The sequence below is a fragment of the Trinickia soli genome (assembly GCF_002879855.1).
In the GTDB taxonomy this organism is placed as follows: domain Bacteria; phylum Pseudomonadota; class Gammaproteobacteria; order Burkholderiales; family Burkholderiaceae; genus Trinickia; species Trinickia soli.
In genome coordinates this window covers 101,377-127,341 of the sequence record NZ_PNYB01000014.1, presented here as the reverse complement: position 1 = coordinate 127,341, position 25,965 = coordinate 101,377, and the positions used below count along the sequence as shown (strand labels likewise).

Below are 25,965 nucleotides of genomic sequence, written 5' to 3'. Positions count from 1 at the left end.
GGCATTTGCATCGGAGAAGGTACTTGGCTAACAGCCCGAGTCTCGCAAAAACCGGTCGAAGCACGGCGAAGTTTGGCGACTTGCGCCGGCGGGCAGTGTTCCTGCTGCTGGCGTTGATCGTCTATCGCATCGGCGCGCACATTCCGGTGCCGGGGATCGACCCGGATCAGTTGGCGAAGCTGTTCCAGAGCCAGTCGGGCGGCATCCTGGGCATGTTCAACATGTTCTCGGGTGGCGCGCTGTCGCGATTCACGATTTTCGCGTTGGGGATCATGCCGTACATCTCCTCGTCGATCATCATGCAGTTGCTCGCGATCGTGTCGCCGCAGCTCGAAGCGCTGAAGAAGGAAGGCCAGGCCGGACAGCGCAAGATTACGCAGTACACACGGGTCTTCACGGTGCTGTTGGCGACATTCCAGGCGTTCGGCATTGCCGTCGCGCTCGAGAATCAGCCGGGCCTCGTGATCGATCCAGGCATGGTGTTTCGCCTGACGACGGTGGTGACGCTCGTGACCGGCACGATGTTCCTGATGTGGCTCGGTGAGCAGATCACGGAACGCGGGCTCGGCAACGGGATTTCGATCATCATCTTCGGCGGTATCGCAGCGGGTTTCCCGAATGCGGTCGGCGGGCTCGTCTCGCTGGTGCAGTCGGGTTCGATGCACCCGTTCACGGCGATCGTCGTGGTGGCGTTGATCGGTGCGGTGACGTATCTCGTCGTCTTCATCGAACGCGGCCAACGCAAGATCCTCGTGAACTACGCGAAGCGCCAGGTCGGTAACAAAATTTACGGCGGGCAGTCGTCGCATTTGCCGCTCAAGCTGAACATGTCGGGCGTGATTCCGCCGATCTTCGCATCGTCGATCATCCTGTTCCCGGCAACGATCCTGAATTGGTTCAGCTCGGGCGCGCGCGGCAGCTGGCTCACCGACACGCTGCACAACGTGGCCGAAGCGCTGAAGCCGGGTCAGCCTGTGTACGTGTTGCTGTACGCGTTGGCGATCGTCTTTTTCTGCTTCTTCTACACCGCCTTGGTGTTCAACAGCAGAGAGACGGCGGACAACCTGAAGAAGAGCGGTGCGTTTGTTCCGGGCATCCGCCCCGGTGACCAGACCGCACGTTATATCGACCGCATCCTGACGCGTCTGACGCTGGCCGGTGCGATCTATATCGTGTTCGTCTGCTTGTTGCCCGAATTTTTGGTGCTGCGCTGGAACGTGCCGTTTTATTTTGGCGGGACGTCGCTGTTGATCATTGTCGTCGTCACAATGGACTTCATGGCGCAGGTGCAGTCGTACGTTATGTCGCAACAGTATGAGTCGTTGCTCAAGAAGGCGAACTTCAAGGGCACCAACATCCCGATGCGTTGAAAGGACTTATGGCCAAAGACGATGTAATCCAGATGCAGGGTGAGGTGATCGAGAATCTGCCCAATGCTACCTTCCGCGTGAAGCTGGAAAACGGCCATGTCGTGTTGGGGCATATCTCTGGGAAGATGCGCATGCACTACATCCGCATTCTTCCGGGCGACAAGGTGACGGTTGAGTTGACGCCTTACGATCTGTCGCGTGCACGGATCGTGTTCCGGGCGAAGTGATTTGAAAAAAGGGTAATATCATGAAAGTGATGGCATCGGTTAAGCGCATTTGCCGCAATTGCAAGATCATCAAGCGCAAGGGTGTCGTGCGCGTGATTTGCAGCTCTGATCCGCGCCACAAACAGCGCCAAGGCTGAACGCCGCGCTTTTGCTTGCGCTTTTTGTTTGAGGAAAAACAATGGCTCGTATTGCAGGGGTGAACATCCCGAACCACAAGCACACGAAGATCGGCCTCACGGCCATCTACGGGATCGGCCTTACGCGTTCGCAAAAGATTTGCGAAGCGGCTGGCGTCGAAGTGACCAAGAAGGTCAAAGACCTGACGGACGCGGATCTCGAGAAGCTGCGTGACGAAGTCGGCAAGTTTGTCGTTGAGGGCGATCTGCGCCGCGAAGTGACGATGAACATCAAGCGTCTGATGGATCTCGGCTGCTACCGCGGTGTGCGTCATCGCAAGGGTCTTCCCCTGCGTGGCCAACGTACGCGTACGAACGCGCGTACTCGCAAGGGTCCGCGCCGCGCTGCCCAATCGCTGAAGAAATAAGCGCGACTGACAGTTACAGGAAAACGTAATGGCTAAGGCTTCGAACAACACCGCGGCGCAACGCGTTCGCAAGAAGGTCAAGAAGAACGTCGCCGAGGGCGTGGTTCACGTTCACGCGTCGTTCAACAACACCATCATCACGATCACCGATCGTCAAGGCAACGCGCTTGCCTGGGCAACGTCGGGTGGCCAGGGCTTCAAGGGCTCGCGCAAATCGACGCCGTTCGCGGCGCAGGTTGCAGCTGAGTCGGCCGGTCGCGTGGCGATGGAATACGGCGTGAAGAACCTCGAAGTGCGGATCAAGGGCCCCGGCCCCGGTCGCGAATCGGCGGTGCGCGCATTGCATGGTCTTGGCATCAAGATCACGGCAATCTCCGACGTGACGCCCGTTCCGCACAACGGCTGCCGTCCGCCGAAGCGCCGTCGCATCTAAGACGAGCGCCAGTATGACGCCTGCTGGCGCACCTGTGCGCCAGCAGGCTATTTGCGTATGCAGTTTGTTTGACTAAGCCCACCGTTCGGCCCGCATCGGGCACGGACTAGCGCAGACGCAAGTTTGCGTGATCAAACCTGGAAGGAATGCAAAGTGGCACGCTATACCGGCCCTAAAGCCAAGTTGTCCCGCCGTGAAGGCACCGATCTGTTCCTGAAGAGCGCGCGTCGTTCGCTCGCCGACAAGTGCAAGCTCGACAGCAAGCCGGGCCAGCACGGCCGTACCTCGGGCGCTCGTACGTCCGACTACGGCACGCAGCTTCGCGAAAAGCAAAAAGTGAAGCGTATCTACGGCGTGCTGGAGCGTCAGTTCCGCCGCTATTTCGCGGAAGCCGACCGTCGCAAGGGCAACACGGGTGAAAACCTGCTGCAATTGCTCGAGTCGCGCCTCGATAACGTCGTCTATCGCATGGGCTTCGGCTCCACGCGCGCTGAAGCGCGCCAACTCGTGAGCCACAAGGCGATCACGGTGAACGGCCAGGTTGCGAATATTCCTTCGCTGCAAGTGAAGGCGGGCGACGTCGTGGCCGTGCGCGAGCAAGCCAAGAAGCAAGCGCGCATTCTCGAAGCCTTGTCGCTGGCTGAGCAAAGCGGCATGGCGAGCTGGGTTGCGGTCGATGCGAAGAAGTTCGAAGGCACGTTCAAGCAAATGCCGGAACGTAGCGATATCGCCGGCGACATCAACGAAAGCCTGATCGTCGAATTGTATTCGCGCTAATCGTATTTACGGCCGGGGTACCTCGATTGCATTGCGCAAGGGTGTGCCTCGGCTGTTTATTTTTAGGGTGTTACCGGTCAGCCTTATCGGTGTAACGAGCCGAGGGTATTGAAAAGGAAAACCTATGCAAACCAGTTTGTTGAAGCCCAAAATCATTGCTGTTGAATCGCTGGGCGAGAGCCATGCGAAAGTGGTCATGGAACCGTTCGAACGCGGTTACGGCCACACTTTGGGCAACGCGCTCCGGCGCGTCCTGCTGTCGTCGATGGTCGGTTATGCCCCGACCGAAGTGACGATCGCAGGTGTCGTGCATGAGTACTCCACGATCGACGGCGTGCAGGAAGACGTCGTTAATCTGTTGCTGAACCTGAAGGGCGTCGTATTCAAGCTGCACAACCGTGACGAAGTGACGGTCACGCTGCGCAAGGAAGGCGAAGGCGTCGTGACGGCGCGCGACATCGAGTTGCCGCACGATTGCGAAGTCATCAACCCCGATCACGTCGTGGCGCATCTGTCGAAGGGCGGCAAGCTCGACGTGCAGATCAAGGTCGAGAAGGGTCGCGGCTATGTGCCGGGCAACGTTCGCCGCTATGGCGAGGAAACGGCCAAGATCATCGGTCGGATCGTCCTCGACGCGTCGTTCTCGCCGGTTCGCCGCGTGAGCTATGCAGTCGAAAGCGCACGGGTCGAGCAACGTACCGACCTGGACAAGCTCGTGATGAACATCGAGACCAACGGCGTGATCTCGCCTGAGGAAGCGATTCGTCAATCGGCACGCATCCTCGTCGACCAGCTGGCCGTATTTGCGGCCCTGGAAGGCACGGAAGCCGCCGCTGAGGCCCCGTCGCGCGCGCCGCAGATCGATCCGATCCTGCTGCGTCCGGTGGACGATCTCGAGCTGACGGTGCGCTCGGCCAACTGCCTGAAGGCCGAGAACATCTACTACATCGGCGATCTGATCCAACGCACGGAAAACGAGTTGTTGAAGACGCCGAACCTGGGTCGCAAGTCGCTGAACGAGATCAAAGAAGTGCTCGCTTCGCGCGGTTTGACGCTCGGTATGAAACTCGAGAACTGGCCGCCGGCCGGTCTCGACAAGTAAAGCCGCCGGAGCAGGCGCCCCGACGTCTGGCGAAGACGCGGATTTTCCTTTAAAATCCGCGTCTTGTCTTTTTTTCATACCGGCCCGTGTCCTCGTCGCCGAATCATGTGACGGACGGACGATAGAAGAGCTGGATCAAAACTTCGAATCAAGGAAATTGAAATGCGTCACCGTCATGGTCTGCGGAAACTGAACCGCACGAGCAGCCACCGTCTGGCAATGCTCCGTAACATGTCCAACTCGCTCATCGAGCACGAAGTCATCAAGACGACGCTGCCGAAGGCGAAGGAACTGCGCAAGGTTGTCGAGCCCCTCATCACGCTCGGCAAGAAGCCTTCGCTCGCAAACCGTCGTCTGGCGTTCAACCGCCTGCGCGATCGTGACTCCGTCACGAAGCTGTTCGACGTGCTCGGTCCGCGTTTCGCGAACCGTCCGGGCGGCTACCTCCGTATCCTGAAGTTCGGTTTCCGTGTTGGCGACAACGCGCCCATGGCGCTCGTCGAGTTGCTCGACCGCCCGGAACCGGTGGAAGCCGAAGAAGTGCAAGAAGCTGAATAAGCGGTGCGGCGTGCGTACGCACGCCAGCCGGCTGTTCCGCATAAGGGGTCAAGCGTGAGCTTGGCCCTTTTTGTATTTTGGGATGGCGTGCTTGCATGAGGGGGCAAGACGAATGTGTCACAGGCGGAACGAAACCGTCGCTGGTTTCAGTCGCGCCGCGCCGGCGGCCTGATCACGGTCGGTGATACGATAGCGGCGTACCGAGTCCTGCCGGACTGAATTTCTATCGAGGTGCTGACGCCGTGCTCCCTCCTGTCGTGCTCGTGCTGACCACGCTGCCTGACGCCGATTCGGCGCAAAGGCTTGCAGAGGCGGCGCTCGACGAACGCCTCGCCGCTTGCGTGACCGAGCTTGGCGCAGTGCGCTCGCGCTATCGTTGGAAAGGGCAAATCGAAACAGCAGACGAAATCCAATTGCTGTTCAAAACCAGCGTCGCACGTTCGTACGAGCTCGAACAATTCATTCTCGCCAACCATCCTTACGAGACGCCTGAAGTCCTCTCATGGCAAGCCGCCGGATCGGCCGGTTATGCACAGTGGGTGGAGACCGAAACGCATCGACCGACACATGTTTAAGCCGTTTTCCAAGCTGACGCGCGCGTTTGCGCGGTTGGCGTTATTCATCGTCGCCTTCATCTGCCTCGGCGCAGGGCTCAGTAATCCCGCGCGCGCGGATGACTTCCTCGATCCGTCCGTCGCATTCCGGTTCAGTGCGGATGAACAGCCGCACGAAGTCGACGTCCATTTCAAGATCGCGGATGGGTATTACCTTTATCGCGAACGTTTTCAATTTGCGACGAAGAGCGGAACCGCTACCCTCGGCGCTGCGCAGCTGCCGGCCGGCCATGTCAAGTTTGATCCCACATTTCAAAAGAACGTCGAAACCTATCGCGGCGACTTGACCGTCCGCGTGCCCGTGCAAGCGGCCTCGGGGCCATTCGATTTGGTTGTCACTTCGCAGGGATGCGCGGATGCGGGCATCTGCTATCCGCCCGCAGAGCACGTCTACCACGTCAGCGGCGTGGCGCTGAATGTGGGGGACGGGTCGGCCGGGGCTGCGCAGTCCGCGGCAAACGCGGATCCTCGCGTGTCCTCGTCTTGGTACGAACGGGTCACGAGCGCCGATTATGCGCAGTCGCTGCTACAAGGCGGTAGTTTCGCGGCGACGGTCGGCCTCTACTTTTTGGCCGGACTCGTCCTTAGCCTGCTCCCGTGCTCCTATCCCATGATTCCGATCGTGTCCGCGATCATCATCGGACAGGGTGGCAAAGTGACGCATGGCCGTGGCTTCGCGCTGTCGTTGTCATATGTCATCGGGATGTCGCTCGTCTACACGGTGCTCGGCATTGCGGCCGCACTCGCCGGGCAATCGCTCGGCGCGTGGCTGCAGAACGCATGGGTGTTGGGGACGTTCGCGGTATTGCTGACGGTGTTCGCGATGACGCTGATAGCGGGCTTCGATCTCGTGCTGCCGCAGCGCTGGCAGGATCGCGTATCGCAAGCCTCGAACCGTCGCTCCGGGGGGACGTTCGCGGCGGTGGCGGTAATGGGGGCGCTCTCCGCCTTAGTCGTCGGAGCATGCATGACCGCACCGCTGTTTGCCGTGCTGGCCTTTATCGCCCATACAGGCAACGCTGTTTTGGGCGCGGCCGCACTTTTCTCGATGGGACTCGGGTTGGGCGTGCCGCTGTTGATCATCGGGCTCGGCGCCGGTACCTTGTTGCCGCGTGCCGGTGCGTGGATGGACGGCGTGAAGGTGTTTTTCGGCGTCGTGCTGCTGGCCGCGGCACTCTGGATCGTATGGCCGGTGTTAGCACCGACGGTGCAGATGCTGCTCGCGGCGCTGTGGCTCCTGATTGCGGCAGCGGCGTTGGGTCTATTCACGCCGAACGCGGGCGGCCCCTCTATCTGGCGCAGGTTGGGCCGCGGCGTCGGCGCGGCGCTGACCATCTGGGCGGCCGCGCTGCTCGTCGGCCTTGCGGCCGGGTCGGGCGATCCGGTGCGTCCGTTGGCCGTACTGGCCGCACGTGCGAGCGGCGAGTCGACGGCCCCGAGCGCCGCCAAGCTCGCACAGGAAGCATTTGCTCCCGTTCAGTCTTCGACCAAACTCGACGCATTGCTGAGGACGCAAGGCCGGCCCGCGATGCTCGATTTCTATGCGGATTGGTGCGTGAGCTGCAAGGAGATGGAGCGTTTTACGTTCTCGGATAAGCGAGTGCAAGCGCGTCTTGCGCAGCTTCAACTGCTACGTGCAGACGTCACGGCGAACAATGTCGACGATCGGGCGCTGCTAAAGCGTTTCGATCTGTTCGGCCCACCGGGCATTATCTTCTTCGATCGAGCGGGAAAGGAAGTCCTGCGTGTGGTGGGCTACGAGTCGGCCGATTCGTTCTTACGTAGCCTCGACCGCGTCGCGCCCGCATTGCAGTCGTAGCAGTCGCAGACCACAAATTACAAATTACGCGACGCGCAACGCGGGACATCGCCTTGATGGACTACTTCAAGTCGAACCGTCAATGCCCATCATTCAGATAGTGAATATCGCTTCCGTATTAGATGACAACGGCTGCTTGCCCATCATTCAGGTCTACTATACTGGTCAGGACCCTGCGAGGTATTGGCGGGGCGGAATAGGTTATCCCATTTACAGCACTTCATTAATCGACGAATAATCTCCTTCGTGTGATGGCGGAGCGATTAATGTCACTGCAAAAGGAAGAATCGATGAGACGCCTCGCTCCCGCATTGCTCCTTTCTCTGCTCACGCTCGCTTTTGCCAGCCCAATCGCTTTGGCGCAAACCACGGGTGATACGCCAACCGCGGGCACTGCTTCAGCTACGGGTGATGCTTCAAACACGGGAGACACTTCAACTGCGCCTCATGCACCGACCTCGCGCGATAGGCCAATTTATCACGATATCTACATCACGCTTAAAGACCACAGCCAAATAGCTGTTCAGAAACAATTGCGGCTCGGTAAGGAGTACCTCAGTGTCCATAAGCATCCAGGTGAGCTCTCTTTCACGGCAACCGTCTTGGCGACCGGTCTAAAACGCCACCAGCAGGTGCCATATCTCCATAACGAGACCGACTTCGACGTCGCCTTCCATCTGGTATTCGCCAATGCGCGTGCGCACGACCAATACCAGGTTTCGTACGCGCACGTGCACGAATTTATTCCGAAGAGCAAATCGAACTGGCAGGAACTGCGCGTTTTCGACTCTGTGAAGCGCTGACGTCCGAGCGCTCAGTCACAGGTACGGTTCGGGCGCCACATGCCTACCTGCACGAAATCGAAATGCGGCCCTCGCACACGGTTCGGCCGCCGCGATAAGGCCACATTTCATGCGCGCGCAGACGCTGCACAGGCTACTTCTGTGCGCGCAGCAAGCGCGCCGCATCGAGCGCGAAGTACGTCAGCACGCCATCGGCCCCGGCGCGTTTGAACGCAAGCAGCGATTCCAACATCACCTTGTCGTGATCGAGCCAGCCGTTTTGCGCCGCCGCCTTGAGCATCGCGTATTCGCCGCTGACCTGGTAGACGTAGGTCGGGAATCTGAATTCGTCCTTTACGCGACGCACGATGTCCAAATACGGCATGCCCGGTTTGACCATCACCATGTCGGCGCCTTCGTCAATGTCCATGCGCACTTCGCGTAACGCCTCGTCCGAATTCGCGGGGTCCATCTGGTAGGTCATTTTGTTGCTCTTGCCCAGATTCGTCGCGGACCCGACCGCATCGCGAAACGGGCCGTAAAACGCCGAAGCATATTTCGCCGCGTACGCCATGATGCGCGTGTAGATATGCCCCTCGCTTTCAAGCATCTCGCGCAGTGCGCCGATCCGGCCGTCCATCATGTCGGACGGCGCGACGATGTCGACGCCGGCTTCGGCCTGCGCGCGCGCCTGCTCGACGAGAATTTCCACCGTTTCGTCGTTGAGCACATAGCCGGCTTCATCGAGCACGCCATCTTGCCCGTGACTCGTATAGGGATCGAGCGCTACATCGGTCAGCACACCGAGTTCGGGAAAACGGCGCTTGAGTTCGCGCACCGCCCGCGGAATCAAGCCCTCGGGATTGGCCGCTTCGCGTCCGTCAGGCGTTTTCAGCGACGGCTCGATCGCCGGGAACAATGACAACACCGGGACACCAAGTTCGACGCACTGTTCGCCGACATGCATGAGCAGATCGACCGATACCCGCTCGACGCCGGGCATCGACGTCACGGCCTGACGCACATTCTGGCCCTCGACGATGAACACGGGGTAAATGAGGTCGTTCGTCGTCAACGTGTGCTCGCGCATGAGGCGACGCGAAAAGTCGTCGCGGCGCATGCGACGCGGGCGGTGATGCGGATAGAAGCTCATAGGGTGAATTCGCTATCGAATTGGTGGGAAACGCCGAGAGAGTCGGCGCAAAAACTTTTGCAAACAATGGTATATGATAGCGATCGAGCGAAGCGCGTGCCTCTCGATGAGCGCATGCTGCGGACCTCCCCGCTTCTCCTCCCTGAGCGGGTGCCTGTCGTTTTTTCGATTAGGCTGTTTAACCCGCCGACGTTCGGCGGGTTTTTTTATTTCGATTCTTTGTAATTTTTAGCCACTCGCGCCGCGACGCTGTGCCGCATCGATTCCTGCTGCTCGCGCACATCGTGCCCGCGTCAGGCAAGGCCACGAGGATTGTCCTGCTGGCAGCCGGCGCCGCATCGCGCCGATTTCAGTCCGATGAGCCCTGACTCGTGCCGGCGGCCAACCAACCTTCGATGCGGGCATGCGCTTCGTCGAGTCCGACGCGTTTGAGCGCCGAAAACAGTTGTGCCGTGAGTTCCCCCGCGTAGCCCGCCGCGCGATATTCAGCCAAACCTTTTTCCGTTGCGCGCAGCGCGTTGACGCACTCTTGCCGCGTCAGTTTGTCGCACTTGGTCAGCAGCGTGTGAATCGGCTTGCCCGTCGGCGCAAACCACTCGATCATGCGTCTGTCGAGGTCGGTCAACGGCCTGCGCGAATCCATCATCAGGATCATGCCGCGCAGCTGGGCGCGGCTTTGCAGGTAACTCGCCAGCAGCGCCTCCCAGTGCGCCTTGGCGGCGCCGGGCACTTCGGCATAGCCGTAGCCGGGCAGGTCGACGAGGTAGCCGGCCGGTTCGCGCTCGGGCCCGACGCTGAAGTAATTGATATGCTGCGTGCGGCCTGGCGTCTTACTGGCGAAGGCGAGTCGCTTTTGGTTGCACAGGAGGTTGATGGCCGTCGACTTGCCGGCATTCGATCGGCCGGCGAAGGCGATCTCGGGCTGGACCGTGGCGGGCAGGTCGCGCAAGTGGTTGACGGTCGTGTGAAAGCGGGCTTGATGCAGCAGGAAGGCCATGGCGGGACAGGAAGGAGGGCGTGCGCGAGGCCCAGGTGACGGCGCTGACGAGGCCGGGACATGCCCGACTGGCGTCTTGGCGATTAGCGAGTTATTGTACAATACGACGGTTTACTCAAGGCCGGCCCGGGTGTTTGCCAAGCATGACGGAGCGCTTCGGGCTCATTGCCGCGTGGCTTTTAGCGGCGATAGGTCGCCGTCGTTTTTGCATTGACCTCTCGGGGAACTCGCCTGGCCGCTTGGCGATCCTGCGCGCCTGCAAAGGCGGCGCCCGGACACCGGGCGCTGGAGGGCACTCTATTCTCACAAGACGAAACCGGGTGTGCGAATGAATCGACTGTGCATGTCTTTGAAGGTGCTTCAGGTCGTTGCAGCAGCGGGTTTGTTGAGTTTGGCGGCACAAACGAGAGCGGCGGATGCACCGAAGCCGGACATGAACCGAGGGCAGGCGATTGCGATGCAGGTCTGCGCGTCCTGCCACGGAGCCGACGGCAACAGCGCGAGCGCGTCGTTTCCGAAGCTGGCGGGGCAGCACGAGGCGTATCTCGTCAAGCAACTGAAAGATTTCAAGGTGCAGGCGGGCGCAAAGACGGCCGCTCGCAACAATCCAATCATGGCCGGCATGGCGGGCGCCTTGTCCGACAGCGACATGGTTAACGTCGCCGCGTATTTCGCGTCGCAAACGCCGAAGCCGGGCGTCGCGCACGATGCGGCGACGGTGCCTGAGGGCCAAAAGATTTATCGCGCGGGCATCGCCGACAAGGGCGTGCCGGCCTGCGCGAGCTGTCACGGTCCGACGGGAATGGGCATTCCCGTGCAGTACCCGCGGCTGTCGTGGCAGTGGGCCGATTACACCGTTGCGCAGCTTCATGCCTTCCAGCAAGGCGCCGGGGCACGCAACAACAACGACGCGATGCATGGCATTGCGGCGCGGCTCTCGGACAGCGAGATCAAAGCGGTCGCCGATTACGTCGCCGGCCTGCATTGAGCGCCACCGGGAACGAATAACCCGCCGGGCCTCCCGGCGAGAACAAGAAAAGGGTGGGAGCGCCACCGCCTCGGCGGCTGGCCCTCACCCTTTTTTGCTGTTGTGTATTGCTTTGTATTGCACCGGAGTCACCGCTCTGCATGGGACGAAAGAAAGCGCTAAAGCGCCGGCTTTCGTCGACACGTAAAAGCCTGAACTCTGGTCGACGGGAGTTTGAATGAGCGTCACCACCTCGGGGTATCAAGTGAAGTCGGACCGGCAGGTTCTCAAAAGGACAATCGAGCTGCTCAGTTCGATGCGTTTTGCGATTGCGCTGCTCGTCGTGCTCGCGATCGCAAGCGTCATCGGCACCGTGCTCACACAGGACGACCCCTACCCGAACTACGTCAACCAGTTCGGCCCGTTCTGGGCCGACATCTTCCGCGCGCTGGGCCTGTTCACCGTCTACAGTGCCTGGTGGTTCATGTTGATTCTTGGCTTCCTGATCGTATCGATCTCGCTTTGCGTCATGCGCAACGCGCCGAAACTGATCGCCGACATCAAGAGCTGGAAGGTCAAAGTGCGCGAGGGCAGCTTGCGCGCGTTCCATCACAAGGCCGAGTATGCAGCCGGCCAGTCGCGCGACGAAACGACGAAGCGCTTGTCCGCGCTGGCAGGCAAGCTAGGCTACCGGTATGTCGTACGCGACGTGGACGGCGCGACGCTGATCGCCGCGAAGCGCGGGGCACTGGCCAAGATCGGATACATCTTTGCGCACTTGGCGATCGTCGTCATCTGCATTGGCGGGTTGATGGACAGCAACCTGCCGATCAAATTCCAAATGTGGCTGTTCGGCAAATCGCCGATCTCGACGAGCGCCGTCATCAACGACATCTCGCCCGCGCACCGGCTCTCGACGTCGAACCCGACCTTCCGCGGCTATGCGTGGGTGCCCGAGGGGCAGCACGTTTCGACGGCCATCCTCAATGAGCCGAACGGTTCGCTGATTCAAGACCTGCCGTTTTCGATCGAGCTCAAGAAGTTCATCGTCGATTACTACTCGACGGGCATGCCCAAACTGTTCGCGAGCGACATCGTCGTCGTCGATCACGCAACGGGGCAGCGCATACCGGCTCGTGTGGAAGTGAACAAACCGTTCACGTACGACGGCGTGTCGATCTACCAATCGAGTTTCCAGGACGGCGGTTCGGAAATGTCGATGACGGCATGGCCGATGACGGGCGACTCGGTGAAAACGATGGCGGTCAACGGCGCCATCGGCAGTTCCGCGCCGCTCTCGGCGTCGATGCCCGGTGTGAGTGGTCAAACGGTCGAGTTCGCCGATTTCCGTGCCATCAACGTCGAAAACATCACGAATGGCAGCGGGCAAACCGACGCGCGTGGCGTGGTTGCGCACTCTTCGCTCAAGGAAGTCTTCGACGAGCGGCTCGGTTCGGGCGCCAAATCGTCGAAGCCGCTCGATTTGCACAACGTCGGACCGTCGGTCCAGTACAAGATCCGCGGCACCGATGGGCAGGCGCGCGAGTTCAACAACTACATGCTGCCCGTCGACGTGGACGGCGTGCGGTTCCTCCTCGCGGGCATGCGCACCACGCCGAACGATCCGTTCCGTTATTTGCGCATCCCGGCCGACGAGCAGGGCAGTGTGAAACAGTGGATGCTGCTGCGCGCCGCGCTCGAGAATCCCACGATGCGCGCGCAAGCCGCGCATCGGTTTGCACAACGCTCGATCGCCGATTCGAATCCCGATCTGCGGGCACATCTCGAAGAAAGCGCGGCGCGCGTTTTGTCCCTTTTCGCCGGGGCGGACACGAGCGCCGACGGCGCAGCGCCCGGACAGCCCGCTGGCGGCTTCCAATCGATCGCCACCTTCATCGACCATTCGGTTCCGAAGGGCGAGCAGGAGAAGGCGGCTTCGCTGTTGCTGCGCATGTTGGAGGGCTCGACGTGGGATCTTTGGCAACTCGCGCGCGAGCAGGCCGGGCAGAGCGATGCGCAGCCGAATGCGGACACGAGCCGCTTCGTGCAGAACTCGATCAACGCGCTTTCTGACAGCTTTTTGTATGGATCGCCGGTCTATTTGCAGCTGGATTCGTTCAAGCAGGTGCAAGCTTCGGTGTTCCAGCTCACGCGCGCGCCGGGTAAAAAAGTGGTGTATCTTGGCAGCTTGCTTCTCGTTGCCGGCATCTTTTCGATGTTTTACGTACGCGAGCGGCGGCTTTGGTTCTGGCTGAAGGACTCGGCTGTCGGCACGTCGGTCGTGATGGCGATGTCGACGGCGCGCAAGACGCTCGATTTTGAGAAGGAGTTCGCCAAGGTGCGAGACGCCGCCGGCGCGACGCTCGGCGCCACGGCCCACGACGCCGCCACAGCGCGTGATAGCGCACTCGAGAGGCGCGCGTCGTCCGCCGATCCTGTGCTCGACGCGAAGATCGAGTCGTCCTCCGACTCGCAAGATTGATACTCGGTAATCATCATGGATCTGACACACGCTTCTTCCCCCAGACCAGCGGACGCTTCAAAGGTCGCTTCACAGGCCGCCTCGCAGTTCGGCGCTCTGGACGAGCGCCCGTTCCTGCGCCGTCTCGGGGTGTTCGATTGGCTATTCGCGCTTGCGGTCGTCGGCGGCGCCGGTTTTGGGCTGTCGCGTTACCACGCGTTCATGAACTACTACGACAAGCTCGTGCTCGTCTGCGCGGCGCCGGCGCTCATCGTGCTCGGCTGGCGCTGGAAACCGGTGCGGTTGCTCGCCGTCGCGATCGCGGCGTTCTCGCTGCTGTCATTGCAGCTCTATCACGGCGATTTGTCGCGTGCCGACTCGGTGTTTCTGCTCAAGTACTTCCTGTCGAGCCAGTCCGCCATTCTCTGGATGAGCGCGTTGTTCGTGTTCGCGACGCTGTTCTATTGGATCGGCCTGCTGTCGCGCTCGCCGTCCGGGGGCGCGATCGGATCCAAATTGACGTGGTTCGCCGTCCTGATGGGTTTCACGGGCATGATGGTCCGCTGGTACGAGTCGTATCTGATCGGCGCGGATGTCGGCCATATTCCGATCTCGAACCTCTATGAAGTGTTCGTGCTGTTTTGTTTGATCACGGCGTTGTTCTACCTTTACTACGAGCAGCACTATGCAACGCGCGCGATGGGCGCCTTCGTGTTGCTCGTCATCAGCGCGGCGGTCGGCTTCCTGATGTGGTACTCGGTTGCACGCGACGCACAGCAGATTCAGCCGCTCGTGCCGGCGCTACAGAGCTGGTGGATGAAGATCCATGTGCCCGCGAACTTCATCGGCTACGGTTCGTTCGCCCTTTCAGCGATGGTCGGCGTGGCCTATCTGCTCAGCGAGCGCGGTATTCTGGCCGATCGGCTGCCGCCGCTCGCCGTGCTCGACGACGTCATGTACAAGTCGATTGCCGTCGGCTTCGCGTTTTTCACGGTCGCAACGATTCTCGGCGCATTGTGGGCTGCCCAAGCCTGGGGCGGCTATTGGAGTTGGGATCCGAAAGAAACCTGGGCGTTGATCGTCTGGCTCAACTACGCTGCATGGCTGCACATGCGTCTGATGAAAGGCCTTCGGGGCGCAGCCGCGGCGTGGTGGGCGCTCACGGGTTTGCTCGTGACAACCTTCGCATTCCTTGGCGTCAATATGTTCTTGTCGGGCTTGCATAGCTACGGCAAGCTGTAACGGATGCGCCGGCGTCGATTTCGGTCGCGCTTCCAATCGAGCCAGTCTGAAGAAACCGCCGCATGGTCGCGCCATCGGCGGTTTTTTGTTTCGGCGGTGCATCCGGTTGCCTGCGGTCGTCGTATACCAGGCAAGCGGGCTCCATAGCGTTGAACCGACGCGACGAGCCGAGAGCCCGGGATCATTAAGGAGCAGCATCGTGGGGATCAAACGAGAGCAGCGTGTCTTATTGACCGGCGAAGACATCGCCGCCAGCGAAATTACGCCGCGTGAGGTGTTCGAGAATCGTCGACGCGTCTTGCAGGCTGCCGGCGTAGCGGGGCTGGCGGTGGCCTCGGGCGCGCTCGGGATCAGCCGTGCCGCATTGGGTGCCTATGCGTCACCGGACCCGAAAGCGCAGAAGCTCGGGGCGACGACGAATGCCAAATTCGTCGTCGGCGACAAGGTCACGCCGTACAAGGACGTCACGACCTATAACAACTTCTACGAATTTGGCACGGACAAGAGCGACCCGTCCCATAACGCCGGCACCTTGCGGCCGCATCCCTGGCGCGTAAGCGTCGAGGGCGAAATCAAGAATCCGAAGGTCTATGACATCGACGAGTTGCTCAAGCTCGCGCCGCTCGAAGAGCGCGTGTATCGGCACCGCTGCGTCGAAGGGTGGTCGATGGTCATTCCGTGGGTAGGGTACCCACTTGCGGAACTCATCAAGCGCGCCCAGCCCACAGGCAATGCGAAGTTCGTGCAGTTCATTACGCTTGCCGATCCATCGCAGATGCCGGGCATCGCCGAACCGATCCTCGAGTGGCCATATTCTGAAGGGCTGCGCCTGGACGAGGCGATGAACCCGCTCGCGCTCCTGACCGTCGGCGTCTACGGTCAGGTGTTGCCGAATCAGAACGGCGCGCCGGTTCGCATCGTGGTGCCGTGGAAGTATGGGTTCAAAAGCGCGAAGTCGCTCGTCAAGATTCGCTTCGTCGAAAAGCAACCGCCGACGAGTTGGAACACGTATGCGCCTAACGAATACGGGTTTTATTCGAATGTGAACCCGAACGTCGATCATCCGCGCTGGAGCCAGGCCACCGAGCGGCGCATTGGCGAGGACGGCTTTTTCACGCCCAAGCGGAAAACGTTGATGTTCAACGGCTACGGCAATCTCGTCGCCTCGCTGTACCAGGGCATGGATTTGCGCAAATTCTTTTGAAGTAAGCACCAAGGGGCGCTCTCCATGTCTCTCGATACGCAAACGCTGACGGCTGCAACCGACCGTCGGAACCGACCGGGCGTTCGGCCCGCCCCCCCAGGCCATGGCGGGGCGGTGCGCGCTCGCAGCGGCGTCGACCGCTGGATCCGGCCGGCCAAGATCGGCGTGTTCGTTGCCGCCTTGTACCCGCTCGCGCGCATCGTGCTGTTCGGCTTGACCGATCGTCTCGGCGCGAACCCGATCGAGTTCATCACTCGATCGACGGGACTCTGGACGCTTGTATTCCTCTGTATCACGCTGGCCGTCACGCCGCTTCGCCGCATGACAGGCGTCAATGCCGTGATTCGCTTCCGACGCATGTTGGGGCTCTATGCCTTCTTTTATGCGACGCTGCATTTCACGACGTACATCTGGTTCGACAAGTGGTTCAACGTGGCCGAAGTCCTGAAAGATATCGGCAAGCGTCCGTTCATTACGGTCGGTTTCGCGGCGTTCGTTTTGCTGATTCCGCTCGCGGCGACATCGCCCAAAGCAGCCTTGCGCAAGTTGGGGCGTCGCTGGCAGACCCTGCATCGCGCGGTCTATGCCATCGCTGTGCTCGCGATTTTGCACTTCTGGTGGATGAAGGCCGGCAAGCACGATCTCATCTTGCCGAAGCTCTATGGCGCCATCGTGATTGCCTTGCTGGGCTGGCGCGTGGCCTTCTGGGTGGGCGGCAAGCTTGCCGACCGCCGGCGCATGGCCGTGGTTCGAGACCGAACTACCAGGTGATGAGTCCGTCGCCTGGCGCGGGGCGGGCGGCGGAACAAGCGGTGGCCGGGCAGCCACCGCATTGCTGTGTTGCGTCCGCCGAGGTGAGGCGGGCAGGTCAGGCCGGCAAAATCGACTCGCCGGCGAACAGTTCGCGCACCGTTTCGCGCGCACGGACGACAAAGACATTCTGATCGTCGACCATGACTTCGGCTGCACGCGGCCGCGTGTTGTAGTTCGAACTCATCGCGAACGCGTACGCGCCGGCCGAGCGGATCGCGAGCAAATCGCCGGGCAGGACAGCGAGCGACCGGTCGCGGCCCAGCCAATCGCCGCTTTCGCAGACAGGGCCGACCACGTCATAGAGTCTCGTCGGCATATCGTGCCGTTCCAGGACCGGATCGATCGCGTGATAGGCCTGATACATGGCGGGCCGTGCGAGATCGTTCATCGCGGCGTCGACGATCGCGAAATTCTTTTCGGCACCGGGCTTCAGAAACTCGACGCGGGTCAGCAGAATGCCGGCGTTGCCCGTCACCGAGCGCCCCGGCTCGAAATAGACTTCGCGATGGCCTTGCCCGCGTGCCTCGATGCGCTCGAGCAGGGTGCGGACGAACAAGCCCGTATCGGGCGGCGTTTCCTTCGAATAGGTGATGCCGAGCCCGCCGCCTACGTCGATATGGTGAATCGCAATGCCGTCCGATTCGATTTGTTCGACGAGATCGAGCAACTTCTCCAGTGCATCGAGATACGGCGCGATTTCCGTGATCTGCGAACCGATGTGGCAATCGATGCCGACGACTTCGAGATGCGCGAATGCTGCCGCCGTTCGATAGGCCGCGCGCGCTTCGTCAAATGCAATGCCGAACTTGTTCGCTTTGAGCCCGGTGGAAATGTACGGGTGCGTTTTCGGGTCGACATCGGGATTGACGCGCAGCGAGATTCGCGCCTTCTTGCCGACCTCGGCTGCGACGGCATTGAGGCGGTCGAGTTCGGGAATCGATTCGACGTTGAAGCATTTCACGCCCGCTTCGAGCGCCTCGCGCATTTCCGCCGCGCTCTTGCCGACGCCGGAAAAGACGACGTCCTTTGCTTGGCCGCCCGCGGCGAGGACGCGAGCGAGCTCGCCGCCCGAGACGATGTCGAAGCCCGCGCCGAGCCGTGCGAAAACGTTGAGCACGCCCAGATTGCTGTTGGCTTTGACGGCCACATGAACAGACGCGCGGTGACCGGCGCACGCATGCGCGTACGCTTGATACGCTTCAGTCAGCGCCGCGCGCGAGTAGACGAAAAGCGGTGTGCCGAATTGTTCGGCCAGCGAGACGGCGCTGACGCCTTCGGCGTGCAGCACGCCGTCGACATAGGCGAAGTGAGACATGCGGAAGTCCTGCGTTATTGATCGGATGCCGGGCTGGACGCCGCGTTGGCGGCGGGTGTCGGGCGTTTGGCTCCTGGCGCCGCGCCGAGCGAGTCGGCCGGCGCGAGCGTGAGCGGTGCATTCGCATCGGACGCGCCCTGCGAATGCGCGGATGCATCCGACGCCGACGGTTCTGTCCTGAGCGCCGGTTTTTCAGGCAGTGGAGGAACGGACGGCAGATAGAGCGGCCCGCGTTGACCGCAGCCGGTTAGCGCCACGCTTGTCGCAACGGCCAAAGCCGCTACAATCGCGCTCATCCTGAAAACGACTCGCATGACTGTCTCTTAAAGCTCAAGAGCTGTGATGTGTTTAACCGGCGGAGTTTAGCATGACCGACAGCGACTACCTTGCCCGCGCCGAAGCCATTCTCACGCGTATCGAGCAGGCTGCCGACGACATCGACGCCGACATCGAGATCGAGCGCAGCGGCAACGTGCTGACGCTCGAATTCGAAAACGGTTCGAAGATCATCGTCAACCTGCAGCCGCCGATGCAGGAAATCTGGATCGCCGCAAAAGCGGGCGGCTTTCACTTCCGATTCGACGGTACGCAGTGGCTTGATACGCGCAACGGCCGCGAGTTCTTCGAGGCGTTGTCCGAGTACGCCACCCAGCAAGCCGGCGAGCCGGTTCGTTTCCTGGCTTGACGCGTTCGCGCGGAAGGCGGCGTAACGACCGGCGATGCGTCGGCGCTTGAGCTACGGCGGCATTGGCGCTTGCAGCGGCCGTTGAACCGGCGCGGATGCGCGTCTGACATCCGCGCTCGTTCACCGCTACTGTTCGGCGACAGTGGCCGACGCAGCCGCAGGCTCGCTCACCGCTGCCGGCGTATGCTGATCTGCTGCTTCGGCAACCGGGCCTATGGCATTCTCTTGCGCATGCAACGCGGCTTCGCTGACGCCGACGGCGTGAACGAAGCCCTGTCCCGGCAAGAACGTGTCGAAGTACAGTTCACCGCCTATCGGTATGACATCCGAAGGCATTGGCATTTCATATTCGGGCACCCCTGTCAGCGCTTGCCGCATGTAGTCCATCCAAACCGGCAAAGCGAGCCCGCCGCCCGTTTCGCGATCGCCGAGGCTGCGCGGCGCGTCGTAGCCGATCCACGCAATCGCGGCGAGCGAGTGCTGATAACCCGCGAACCAGGCGTCGCGAGAATCGTTCGTGGTTCCCGTTTTGCCGGCGAGGTCCTTGCGCCCCAACTGATTCGATTTCGCGCCCGTTCCACGTTGGGCGACACTTTGCAGCAGGCTGTTCATCACATAGTCGTTGCGCGCATCGATCGCGCGGGGCGCGTCGCGCTCTGCGACGATCGGTTGCGCGCGTGCGAGCACGACGCCGTCTTGATCGGTCACCTCTGAGATGAGATACGGGTTCACGCGATAGCCGCCGTTGGCGAACACGGAGTAAGCACCGGCCATTTGCAGCGGCGTCACGAGACCCGCGCCGAGCGCCATCGGCAAATAGGCAGGGTGTTTATCTGCGTCGAACCCGAAGCGCGTGATGTATTGCTGCGCGTAATGGGTGCCGATGTGCGCGAGGATCCGGATCGAAACGAGGTTGCGGGACTTCTGCAATGCCGTGCGCATCGTCATCGGGCCATCGAAACGGCCCCCGTAGTTTTTCGGTTCCCACGGCTGGCCGCCCGTTTCGGCCGCACTGAAAAAGAGCGGCGCGTCGTTGATGATCGTCGCCGGCCCGAGGCCTTTGTCGAGCGAAGCCGAATAGATGAATGGCTTGAAGCTCGAACCGGGCTGACGCCACGCCTGTGTGACGTGATTGAATTTGCTCTTGCCGAAGTCGAAGCCGCCCACGAGCGAACGGATGGCTCCATCCTGCGGCACGATCGAAACGAAGGCGCCTTCGACCTGCGGCAATTGGACGATCGACCAGGCCCCCGCATCGTCTTTGACGAGGCGCACGATCGAGCCCGGTCGAATGCCGGCCGCCGCTGGCGCGCGCGGGGAGAGCGAAGCCGCAGCGAAGCGCAATCCGTCGCCGCTGATCTTTGCCGTGACGCCATTGGACAGAACCGCTTGCACTTCGCCCGGGTTCGCGGAAACGACGACGCCTGCGACGATCTCTCCGTTGTCGGGGTGCTTCTCCAGCGCCGCAGCGATTGCGTCGGCGCGTGCACCAGGGGCGGCGGGCAGTGCGAGCTGGCCCTCGGGACCTCGATACCCTCGCCGGCTGTCGTAGGTCATGAGTCCCCTGCGCAGCGCGCGATAGGCTGCATCCTGATCGCCCGAATCGATCGTCGTGACGATGTTCAGGCCGCGGGTATAGGCCTCCTCCCGATACTGCGCGACCATGGCCTGGCGCACCATTTCGGCAACGTACTCCGCATGCACGCTGAACTGCTGCGCCGGCGCGCCAGCCAATACGAGCGGTTCGGCGATCGCGCCGTCATACTGCGCACGCGTAATCTCATGAAGCTCAAGCATGCGCTGCAGGATGTACCGCTGGCGCAATCTCGCGCGCTGGGGATTCACGATCGGGTTGTACGCCGATGGCGCCTTGGGCAAACCGGCGAGCATCGCCGCCTCGGCCAGCGTGATGTGGCGGATGTCTTTGCCGAAGTAGACGCGCGCTGCGGACGCGAAGCCGTACGCGCGCTGCCCGAGATAAATCTGATTCATGTAGACCTCGAGGATCTGATCCTTCGTCAGTTCCCGCTCGATCTTGTACGCAAGCATCATCTCGTAAATCTTGCGTGTGTATGTCTTCTCGCTCGACAAGAAGAAATTCCGCGCCACCTGCATCGTGATCGTGCTCGCGCCCTGCGTCGCTCGCCCGTTCGTCAGCGCCGACATGCCAGCGCGCAGCACGCCCGTGACGTCAACTCCGCCGTGGTCGTAGAAGCGCGCGTCTTCGATGGCGAGAATCGCTTGTCTCAAAAAGACAGGGACAGCTTCAATGCGAACGACGTCGCGGCGTTCCTCGCCGAATTCGCCGATCAGAACGTGATCGGCGGTGTAAATGCGCAGCGGGACTTTGGGTCGATAGTCCGTGAGCGCGCTGAGCGACGGCAGTTGCGGTGCCGCGACGATAAGTGCGTAAAGCAGCACCAGTCCTGCGCAGGCGCACATGGCGGCGAGCGCCCCAGCGAACGAGAGAGCGAGCTTGACCGCCCAGCGCCTGCGGCGCTTCGGTGGCTGCGAGGGAACGGGAGGTGAGGCGTTGGGCGAGGGCAGGCGTGAATCCATAGCGAAGCTGACTTGCGATGGCCGGGATTATAGCGGCGCCTGCCACGCCTTTCGTTTGGCTTAACGGCCAATCCGGACACCGGGACGTCCGCGGCCGCGGCGGCATTAGCCATTCGGTCGAGTACTCGCGCAACGGTTCGATTCGCACAATTTCGTCGCAGCACGCCGTGTTGGCCGCTCATATCGACGGCCCGGCTGCTGCGGGGAAATGCCATGCTGATGAGAAACAAACTGCTGTCTGCCGCGCGCCGCTTCGGGGCCGGCATCGACGTGAGTCCGACCGAAGTGCGGCTCGTCATCGCGAGCCGCAAGGGCAGATCTGATCTGCCCGTTCGCGTCGAGTGGCTCGGCATTGCGCCGCTGGCCCCTGGCTCGGTGTCCGGTGCGCATCTCGTCAATCGGGCGGCGGTGGCCGCGGCCCTGTCTTCGCTTTGCGCCCGATGGCCGCGGCGGCGCGTGATGCGCGCAATGCCCTGTGCGATGGCGGTTCCAGCAAGCGCGCCAGCAACGCAGAGGGAGTCGAGCGCGACGCTTCGCGTGGCGTCACGGCGTCAGTTGGAAGAGCGGGCGGAGGTTGCCGCGGCAGCCGGCATCGCATTGGCCGCGATCGACGGCGAGCCGCTCGCAGCTTTGCGCGGACTTGCGTACGCAGCGGAGCATTCATTGCGACGGGTCGACCGTTACGCCGCGGTGTGGGCTGGGGCCGACGGTGTTTATGGGTGGCGCGTCGCCGAGGGCATGATCGAAGCGAGCATCCGTTTCCCCGGCGGCGGTCAGGCGGATCTCGAATCGGCGCTCCGTGCGCTCGCATCGACCGCGGGGCTCGAGAGGGCGCTGGTGGGCGGCGACTTGGGGTTGCTCGCGCGCGTGGGATTGACACTGCCCGATATCGGCGACTGTCTCGGATGTCTCGTCGAGCCGTTCGGCTGCGCATCGTTCTGTTTCGACGGAGGCAGATTCGCTGCGCCTGCCGATGCCGAACGCGCCGCGAGCTTCGCCGTTGCCTTTGGATTGGCGTTGCATGGGGTGCTCGAATGAACGCCATTGCAGCGGGATGCTTGGACAAAGATGGCCCGGGCGGCGCATCCGGCCGCGAGCCGTTGGCGTGTGGCGTATGGAGCACGCGCCGGCGTCGTCGGCGCAGCTTGATCGAAGGCGCGGCAGCGGTGCTCATGGGTGCATTGGCCGCCGTTGGGTGGGCGATGGTCGGCGCGCTCGACGAACGACGCACGCGGCTCGAGCGGGAGTGGGCGCAGCTCGCGCCCTCGATGGCCGAATACGCGCGGCTCGAGCAAGCGGCGGAAAGCATGCGGGCGCGCGAGCGCGAGGTGCAACAGCGCACGCAGCCTTACGTCGCGCTGCTCTCGCTGCTTGAAGCACTGAGCCGCGAGGCGCACGCGGGCGTGACCGTCAGCCGGCTGCAGCTGCGAACCGACGACATCGAGTTGCACCTGAACGCGGTAGATAGCCTGTCGGCCGCCGCTTGGGCCGAGCGATTGCCCCCGATCGCCGGGGCGAAGCCGGCCGAAATCGGCGATCTCAAATTGATTGCCACGACGAGCGGAGGCGAGGCGCGGCGGCCCGTGGAGGCCGTCGTGCGGTTTCGATGGAGCGATGCCGAACAGTCATCGCCCTTGCGGCGAACGGCTCATGGCCAGCGCGGCCGCGCCCCTCGGGCTGGCGAGAGGAGCGACGGATGAAAGAGGCGCTGCTAAGCGGTCTGGAGCGCATCGGTCGTGTCCCAGCAGGATTTTCGGCGGACCAGCGCTTCGCTCGCGCCGTTGCTTCGCTGCGTGCCCCAGCGCAACGGTGGAACCTGACGCGCCGTCTCATGGCGTGCGTGGCGCTGGCGGCGTTTGCCTTTGCGCTTGCGGCTTACGCTTGCCGCGCACTCGATCTCAATGGCCGCGCGACGAGTACAGCCGCCATCGATGCGCTCGAGCAGCGATTGCGAGAGGGGCGTGCGCGGATCGCGCGATTGCCGCAAATGCGCAGGTCTTTCGATTCAGGCAGGCAGGCGTCGGCCGAGTCCATCGGGCGCACGTCGGGTCGTGAGTGGCGGGCCGTGGCCGATCTTGCAAGCCGTACGGACGTGACGTTGCGCACGCTGGAGCCTGCGCCGGAGGCCGTTATGCCCACGAGCGGGCGAGGCAAAGCCGCGCAACGCGCACTGCGCATGGATGGGCGGGCGGATTTCGTCTCTTTGCATGCTTTTTTGCAGGGACTCTCGACGTTGCCGATGCTTGTCGTCCCGGCGGCGCTCAGCGTCAAGCGCGAATCCGATGCGCTATCGTTCGCCACAACGTTAGACGTCTTCGATGCATTGCCGGCGCATCCCGCGCCTGCGACCTACGGGCAAGTCGCATCTGGCGCAGCGGTCGGCGATAAGCGGCGATCATCGATCGATCCCTTCGGCATTGCGCGGGCGAGTGCGCAAGGAGGTGCATCGACGGCCCGTCTGGCGGGCTTTGTGCTCGACGAGTTGCATTCGCTCGCGCTGTTCGAGGGTGGCGGCGTACCGGCGGCCGTCGTCGAGCCCGGGCAGACGTTGGGCGCAGAGCGAGTCGTTCAAATCGACGTTCACGGCGTGACATTGGCGGGCCGGGACGGCGCTCGCCGCGCCGTGCTGCCGGAGGATGCGCGATGAGCATGCGCCTGCGAGGCCGGAGCGCCATGGGGGCCGTCTGTTATTCGGGCTTTGCGGCTGCGTTGTTTGTATCGACAAGCGCCGTGGGGCAGAATCCGGCGCCGATGCCGCCGTTGCCGCCCGCGTTGCTGGCCGATATCGACGCAGGCCGATCCGGCTCCGCATGGCCCAACGAGGGGGCGCCGCCGCTTCCTGGCGGTGAGGGCGATGCGCAGAGCGGCGGATACGATGAAGATGAAGCTTCGGCTGACGCCAGCGGGCCCATGCCGCCAGTCGTCGGCGCCGGCCCCACCGTTGCGCCTGCCCAGGGCGGGCCGCCTGCCCCCGTGCTCGAGGGGCCGCCGGTGCCGCTGGCGCCCGCGGCTCGCATGAGCGATGGGGTGATGGTCAACACCGGGTGGAGGGGCCAAACCGACGTCGAGCGGCCGATCACGATGCGGTTCAAAAACGCCGAGCTGGCCGATGTGCTGGATGCCTTCGCGCGCTTCACCGGCCTGAACATCGTGGCTGGCGAGCGTGTGCGCGGCCTTGTCTCGCTAAGCCTCAACGGCGTGCCGTGGCGCACTGCATTCGACGCGTTGCTCGATGCGCATGGCTTGGCGATGTCCCGGCGCGGCAATGTGATCTGGGTTGCCCCGCTGGCGGAACTGGCGGCGCGCGAGCGTCAGCGCTTCGAGGCGCATGCGCGCGCGGCGGACCTCGAGCCGCTCGCGAGCCGAACGTTTGCGCTCAGCTACCCACGCGCCGACGAGGTTCAGCGTCTGCTGACGGCGCCTGGCGCGCAGCGTGTGCTGTCCAAGCGCGGGGCTGCGATGGCCGATACGCGCACGAACCTGCTGTTCGTTACCGATTTGGCCGCGCGTCTCGATCAGGTGGCGCAACTGATCGACGCAATCGACAAGCCGAATCGCCAGGTATTGATCGAGGCGCGCATCGTCGAGGGTGAACACGGATTCTCGCGTGAATTGGGCGCGCGCTTGTCGATGCGAACGGCAGGCGTCAAGCCCGATGCCGATCCCCCTTCGGTGGGACTCGGCGGCGGGAAAGAGGGTGTCGTGTACGATGTCTCGGCGCGCGCGATTGCCGGCGTCGAGGCGGCGACGGCCGGCCTGACCCTTTTCGCCGCGGGCGCCACGCGGCTCGTGACGGCGGAATTGTCTGCTTTGGAGGCCCAGGGCCGGGGGCAGATCGTGTCGAGCCCGCGCATCGTCACGGCGGATCGAACGAAGGCGCTCGTCGAGCAGGGCACCGAGCTGCCGTATCAGGCCAAGGTGCGCAACGGCGTGTCGGGCGTGCAGTTTCGCCGCGCCAGTCTGAAGCTCGAAGTCGAACCGCGCATCACGCCCGCGGGGCGCGTGATTCTCGACCTCGATATCTCGAAAGACAGTGTCGGCAAACCGACCGCCGGCGGTCCTGCGATCGACACGAAACACGTGCGCACACGGGTAGAAGTGGAGGATGGCGGTACCTTCTCGATAGGCGGCATTTATGAGAGTCAGGATCGCGACGATGTGACGCGTGTGCCGCTGTTAGGCAAAATACCGCTGCTGGGCGCGTTGTTTCGCCATCGGGCGATGCGCGAGCAGCGCACGGAACTCGCCGTTTTCATCACGGCGCGGATCGTTCCGACCGATTGACCGGCAAGCCTGGCCGGGCCCCCCGGGGAGCCGGCGCACTCGACAAGGCGGCGGCTTTG

General features: G+C 62.4%; 26 protein-coding genes. 21 read left to right on the top strand and 5 right to left on the bottom strand.

What is annotated here, in order from left to right:
• Positions 1-23: 23 nt before the first annotated feature.
• The 11 genes from secY to C0Z19_RS17355 all read left to right on the top strand — a co-directional run bounded on the left by secY (position 24) and on the right by C0Z19_RS17355 (position 8,247).
• Complete coding sequence (secY, locus tag C0Z19_RS17405) at positions 24-1,370, top strand: preprotein translocase subunit SecY (protein ID WP_102611081.1); 1,347 nt, start codon at positions 24-26, stop codon at positions 1,368-1,370.
• A gap of 8 nt (positions 1,371-1,378) precedes the next feature.
• Complete coding sequence (gene infA / locus C0Z19_RS17400; RefSeq protein WP_004521905.1) at positions 1,379-1,597, top strand: translation initiation factor IF-1; 219 nt, start codon at positions 1,379-1,381, stop codon at positions 1,595-1,597.
• 20 nt (positions 1,598-1,617) lie between these two features.
• On the top strand, positions 1,618-1,734 hold the full coding sequence (gene rpmJ, locus C0Z19_RS17395) for a 50S ribosomal protein L36 (RefSeq protein WP_004199844.1): 117 nt from the start codon (positions 1,618-1,620) through the stop codon (positions 1,732-1,734).
• A gap of 41 nt (positions 1,735-1,775) precedes the next feature.
• On the top strand, positions 1,776-2,141 hold the full coding sequence (rpsM, locus tag C0Z19_RS17390; protein WP_102611080.1) for a 30S ribosomal protein S13: 366 nt from the start codon (positions 1,776-1,778) through the stop codon (positions 2,139-2,141).
• 28 nt (positions 2,142-2,169) lie between these two features.
• Positions 2,170-2,574 (top strand): 30S ribosomal protein S11, encoded by a 405-nt coding sequence (rpsK, locus tag C0Z19_RS17385; protein WP_017777173.1) that lies wholly within the window; start codon positions 2,170-2,172, stop codon positions 2,572-2,574.
• A gap of 153 nt (positions 2,575-2,727) precedes the next feature.
• Positions 2,728-3,351 (top strand): 30S ribosomal protein S4, encoded by a 624-nt coding sequence (gene rpsD / locus C0Z19_RS17380; RefSeq protein WP_102611079.1) that lies wholly within the window; start codon positions 2,728-2,730, stop codon positions 3,349-3,351.
• A 124-nt stretch (positions 3,352-3,475) separates the two neighbouring features.
• On the top strand, positions 3,476-4,453 hold the full coding sequence (locus C0Z19_RS17375; protein WP_102611078.1) for a DNA-directed RNA polymerase subunit alpha: 978 nt from the start codon (positions 3,476-3,478) through the stop codon (positions 4,451-4,453).
• A 162-nt stretch (positions 4,454-4,615) separates the two neighbouring features.
• On the top strand, positions 4,616-5,011 hold the full coding sequence (gene rplQ, locus C0Z19_RS17370) for a 50S ribosomal protein L17 (protein ID WP_085228303.1): 396 nt from the start codon (positions 4,616-4,618) through the stop codon (positions 5,009-5,011).
• Positions 5,012-5,253: 242 nt separating this feature from the next.
• Positions 5,254-5,586, top strand: a complete 333-nt coding sequence (gene cutA, locus C0Z19_RS17365; RefSeq protein ID WP_102611077.1) for a divalent-cation tolerance protein CutA — start codon at positions 5,254-5,256, stop codon at positions 5,584-5,586.
• Complete coding sequence (gene dsbD, locus C0Z19_RS17360) at positions 5,579-7,444, top strand: protein-disulfide reductase DsbD (RefSeq protein ID WP_102611076.1); 1,866 nt, start codon at positions 5,579-5,581, stop codon at positions 7,442-7,444. The genes cutA and dsbD overlap by 8 nt, the downstream gene beginning before the upstream one ends.
• A 266-nt stretch (positions 7,445-7,710) precedes the next feature.
• Positions 7,711-8,247 (top strand): antibiotic biosynthesis monooxygenase family protein, encoded by a 537-nt coding sequence (locus C0Z19_RS17355; RefSeq protein WP_146012088.1) that lies wholly within the window; start codon positions 7,711-7,713, stop codon positions 8,245-8,247.
• Between the two features lie 133 nt (positions 8,248-8,380).
• Here C0Z19_RS17355 and hemB read toward each other — a convergent pair whose 3' ends face one another.
• The gene (gene hemB, locus C0Z19_RS17350) at positions 8,381-9,379 is read right to left on the bottom strand and encodes a porphobilinogen synthase (RefSeq protein ID WP_102611074.1); all 999 of its coding nucleotides are present in this window, start codon (positions 9,377-9,379) and stop codon (positions 8,381-8,383) included.
• A 349-nt stretch (positions 9,380-9,728) separates the two neighbouring features.
• The gene (gene yihA, locus C0Z19_RS17345) at positions 9,729-10,376 is read right to left on the bottom strand and encodes a ribosome biogenesis GTP-binding protein YihA/YsxC (protein ID WP_102611073.1); all 648 of its coding nucleotides are present in this window, start codon (positions 10,374-10,376) and stop codon (positions 9,729-9,731) included.
• Between the two features lie 328 nt (positions 10,377-10,704).
• On the opposite strand from yihA, the gene C0Z19_RS17340 reads away from it, so the two are divergent.
• The 5 genes from C0Z19_RS17340 to msrQ all read left to right on the top strand — a co-directional run bounded on the left by C0Z19_RS17340 (position 10,705) and on the right by msrQ (position 17,021).
• Complete coding sequence (locus tag C0Z19_RS17340; RefSeq protein WP_102611072.1) at positions 10,705-11,364, top strand: c-type cytochrome; 660 nt, start codon at positions 10,705-10,707, stop codon at positions 11,362-11,364.
• Positions 11,365-11,581: 217 nt separating this feature from the next.
• Positions 11,582-13,825 carry a cytochrome c biogenesis protein ResB gene (locus C0Z19_RS17335; RefSeq protein WP_102611071.1) on the top strand — a complete coding sequence of 748 codons (2,244 nt, stop codon included), beginning with the start codon at positions 11,582-11,584 and terminating at the stop codon, positions 13,823-13,825.
• A gap of 15 nt (positions 13,826-13,840) precedes the next feature.
• On the top strand, positions 13,841-15,046 hold the full coding sequence (gene ccsB, locus C0Z19_RS17330; RefSeq protein ID WP_102611070.1) for a c-type cytochrome biogenesis protein CcsB: 1,206 nt from the start codon (positions 13,841-13,843) through the stop codon (positions 15,044-15,046).
• Positions 15,047-15,245: 199 nt separating this feature from the next.
• The gene (gene msrP / locus C0Z19_RS17325) at positions 15,246-16,250 is read left to right on the top strand and encodes a protein-methionine-sulfoxide reductase catalytic subunit MsrP (protein WP_102611069.1); all 1,005 of its coding nucleotides are present in this window, start codon (positions 15,246-15,248) and stop codon (positions 16,248-16,250) included.
• 24 nt (positions 16,251-16,274) lie between these two features.
• Positions 16,275-17,021 carry a protein-methionine-sulfoxide reductase heme-binding subunit MsrQ gene (msrQ, locus tag C0Z19_RS17320; RefSeq protein ID WP_102611068.1) on the top strand — a complete coding sequence of 249 codons (747 nt, stop codon included), beginning with the start codon at positions 16,275-16,277 and terminating at the stop codon, positions 17,019-17,021.
• Between the two features lie 97 nt (positions 17,022-17,118).
• On the opposite strand, the gene lysA is transcribed toward msrQ, so the two are convergent.
• Positions 17,119-18,378, bottom strand: coding sequence for a diaminopimelate decarboxylase (gene lysA, locus C0Z19_RS17315; protein WP_102611067.1), 1,260 nt, complete (start codon positions 18,376-18,378; stop codon positions 17,119-17,121).
• Between the two features lie 14 nt (positions 18,379-18,392).
• Positions 18,393-18,692, bottom strand: a complete 300-nt coding sequence (lptM, locus tag C0Z19_RS17310; protein WP_102611066.1) for an LPS translocon maturation chaperone LptM — start codon at positions 18,690-18,692, stop codon at positions 18,393-18,395.
• 53 nt (positions 18,693-18,745) lie between these two features.
• On the opposite strand from lptM, the gene cyaY reads away from it, so the two are divergent.
• Positions 18,746-19,063, top strand: a complete 318-nt coding sequence (gene cyaY / locus C0Z19_RS17305) for an iron donor protein CyaY (protein WP_102611065.1) — start codon at positions 18,746-18,748, stop codon at positions 19,061-19,063.
• A 126-nt stretch (positions 19,064-19,189) separates the two neighbouring features.
• On the opposite strand, the gene C0Z19_RS17300 is transcribed toward cyaY, so the two are convergent.
• The gene (locus tag C0Z19_RS17300) at positions 19,190-21,622 is read right to left on the bottom strand and encodes a penicillin-binding protein 1A (RefSeq protein ID WP_102611064.1); all 2,433 of its coding nucleotides are present in this window, start codon (positions 21,620-21,622) and stop codon (positions 19,190-19,192) included.
• Positions 21,623-21,835: 213 nt separating this feature from the next.
• Between C0Z19_RS17300 and C0Z19_RS17295 the strand changes: the two genes are divergently transcribed.
• The 4 genes from C0Z19_RS17295 to C0Z19_RS17280 are packed head-to-tail and all read left to right on the top strand — an operon-like array spanning position 21,836 to position 25,906.
• Positions 21,836-22,660: a type IV pilus biogenesis protein PilM gene (locus C0Z19_RS17295; RefSeq protein WP_102611063.1), complete on the top strand. Its 825-nt coding sequence runs from the start codon at positions 21,836-21,838 to the stop codon at positions 22,658-22,660.
• Positions 22,657-23,322, top strand: coding sequence for a PilN family protein (locus C0Z19_RS17290; protein ID WP_102611062.1), 666 nt, complete (start codon positions 22,657-22,659; stop codon positions 23,320-23,322). The genes C0Z19_RS17295 and C0Z19_RS17290 overlap by 4 nt, the downstream gene beginning before the upstream one ends.
• Entirely contained in the window at positions 23,319-24,269 is a 951-nt protein-coding gene (locus C0Z19_RS17285) for a hypothetical protein (protein ID WP_102611061.1), read from the top strand. Before C0Z19_RS17290 ends, C0Z19_RS17285 begins: the two co-directional genes overlap by 4 nt.
• Positions 24,270-24,271: 2 nt before the next feature.
• Complete coding sequence (locus tag C0Z19_RS17280; RefSeq protein ID WP_233196179.1) at positions 24,272-25,906, top strand: type IV pilus secretin PilQ; 1,635 nt, start codon at positions 24,272-24,274, stop codon at positions 25,904-25,906.
• Positions 25,907-25,965 lie beyond the last annotated feature (59 nt).

What these genes read in the sequence shown, in the direction of transcription:
- C0Z19_RS17295 (WP_102611063.1), top strand. Translation starts at nt 21,836, where the DNA reads ATGCTGATGAGAAACAAACTGCTGTCTGCCGCGCGCCGCTTCGGGGCC.
- rplQ (WP_085228303.1), top strand. Translation starts at nt 4,616, where the DNA reads ATGCGTCACCGTCATGGTCTGCGGAAACTGAACCGCACGAGCAGCCAC.
- C0Z19_RS17290 (WP_102611062.1), top strand. Translation starts at nt 22,657, where the DNA reads ATGAACGCCATTGCAGCGGGATGCTTGGACAAAGATGGCCCGGGCGGC.
- yihA (WP_102611073.1), bottom strand. Translation starts at nt 10,376, where the DNA reads ATGGCCTTCCTGCTGCATCAAGCCCGCTTTCACACGACCGTCAACCAC.
- C0Z19_RS17375 (WP_102611078.1), top strand. Translation starts at nt 3,476, where the DNA reads ATGCAAACCAGTTTGTTGAAGCCCAAAATCATTGCTGTTGAATCGCTG.
- infA (WP_004521905.1), top strand. Translation starts at nt 1,379, where the DNA reads ATGGCCAAAGACGATGTAATCCAGATGCAGGGTGAGGTGATCGAGAAT.
- lysA (WP_102611067.1), bottom strand. Translation starts at nt 18,378, where the DNA reads ATGTCTCACTTCGCCTATGTCGACGGCGTGCTGCACGCCGAAGGCGTC.
- lptM (WP_102611066.1), bottom strand. Translation starts at nt 18,692, where the DNA reads ATGCGAGTCGTTTTCAGGATGAGCGCGATTGTAGCGGCTTTGGCCGTT.
- C0Z19_RS17335 (WP_102611071.1), top strand. Translation starts at nt 11,582, where the DNA reads ATGAGCGTCACCACCTCGGGGTATCAAGTGAAGTCGGACCGGCAGGTT.
- C0Z19_RS17280 (WP_233196179.1), top strand. Translation starts at nt 24,272, where the DNA reads ATGCGCCTGCGAGGCCGGAGCGCCATGGGGGCCGTCTGTTATTCGGGC.
- msrQ (WP_102611068.1), top strand. Translation starts at nt 16,275, where the DNA reads ATGTCTCTCGATACGCAAACGCTGACGGCTGCAACCGACCGTCGGAAC.
- C0Z19_RS17340 (WP_102611072.1), top strand. Translation starts at nt 10,705, where the DNA reads ATGAATCGACTGTGCATGTCTTTGAAGGTGCTTCAGGTCGTTGCAGCA.
- rpsK (WP_017777173.1), top strand. Translation starts at nt 2,170, where the DNA reads ATGGCTAAGGCTTCGAACAACACCGCGGCGCAACGCGTTCGCAAGAAG.
- rpmJ (WP_004199844.1), top strand. Translation starts at nt 1,618, where the DNA reads ATGAAAGTGATGGCATCGGTTAAGCGCATTTGCCGCAATTGCAAGATC.
- C0Z19_RS17285 (WP_102611061.1), top strand. Translation starts at nt 23,319, where the DNA reads ATGAAAGAGGCGCTGCTAAGCGGTCTGGAGCGCATCGGTCGTGTCCCA.
- cyaY (WP_102611065.1), top strand. Translation starts at nt 18,746, where the DNA reads ATGACCGACAGCGACTACCTTGCCCGCGCCGAAGCCATTCTCACGCGT.
- C0Z19_RS17355 (WP_146012088.1), top strand. Translation starts at nt 7,711, where the DNA reads ATGTCACTGCAAAAGGAAGAATCGATGAGACGCCTCGCTCCCGCATTG.
- hemB (WP_102611074.1), bottom strand. Translation starts at nt 9,379, where the DNA reads ATGAGCTTCTATCCGCATCACCGCCCGCGTCGCATGCGCCGCGACGAC.
- ccsB (WP_102611070.1), top strand. Translation starts at nt 13,841, where the DNA reads ATGGATCTGACACACGCTTCTTCCCCCAGACCAGCGGACGCTTCAAAG.
- dsbD (WP_102611076.1), top strand. Translation starts at nt 5,579, where the DNA reads ATGTTTAAGCCGTTTTCCAAGCTGACGCGCGCGTTTGCGCGGTTGGCG.
- C0Z19_RS17300 (WP_102611064.1), bottom strand. Translation starts at nt 21,622, where the DNA reads ATGGATTCACGCCTGCCCTCGCCCAACGCCTCACCTCCCGTTCCCTCG.
- rpsM (WP_102611080.1), top strand. Translation starts at nt 1,776, where the DNA reads ATGGCTCGTATTGCAGGGGTGAACATCCCGAACCACAAGCACACGAAG.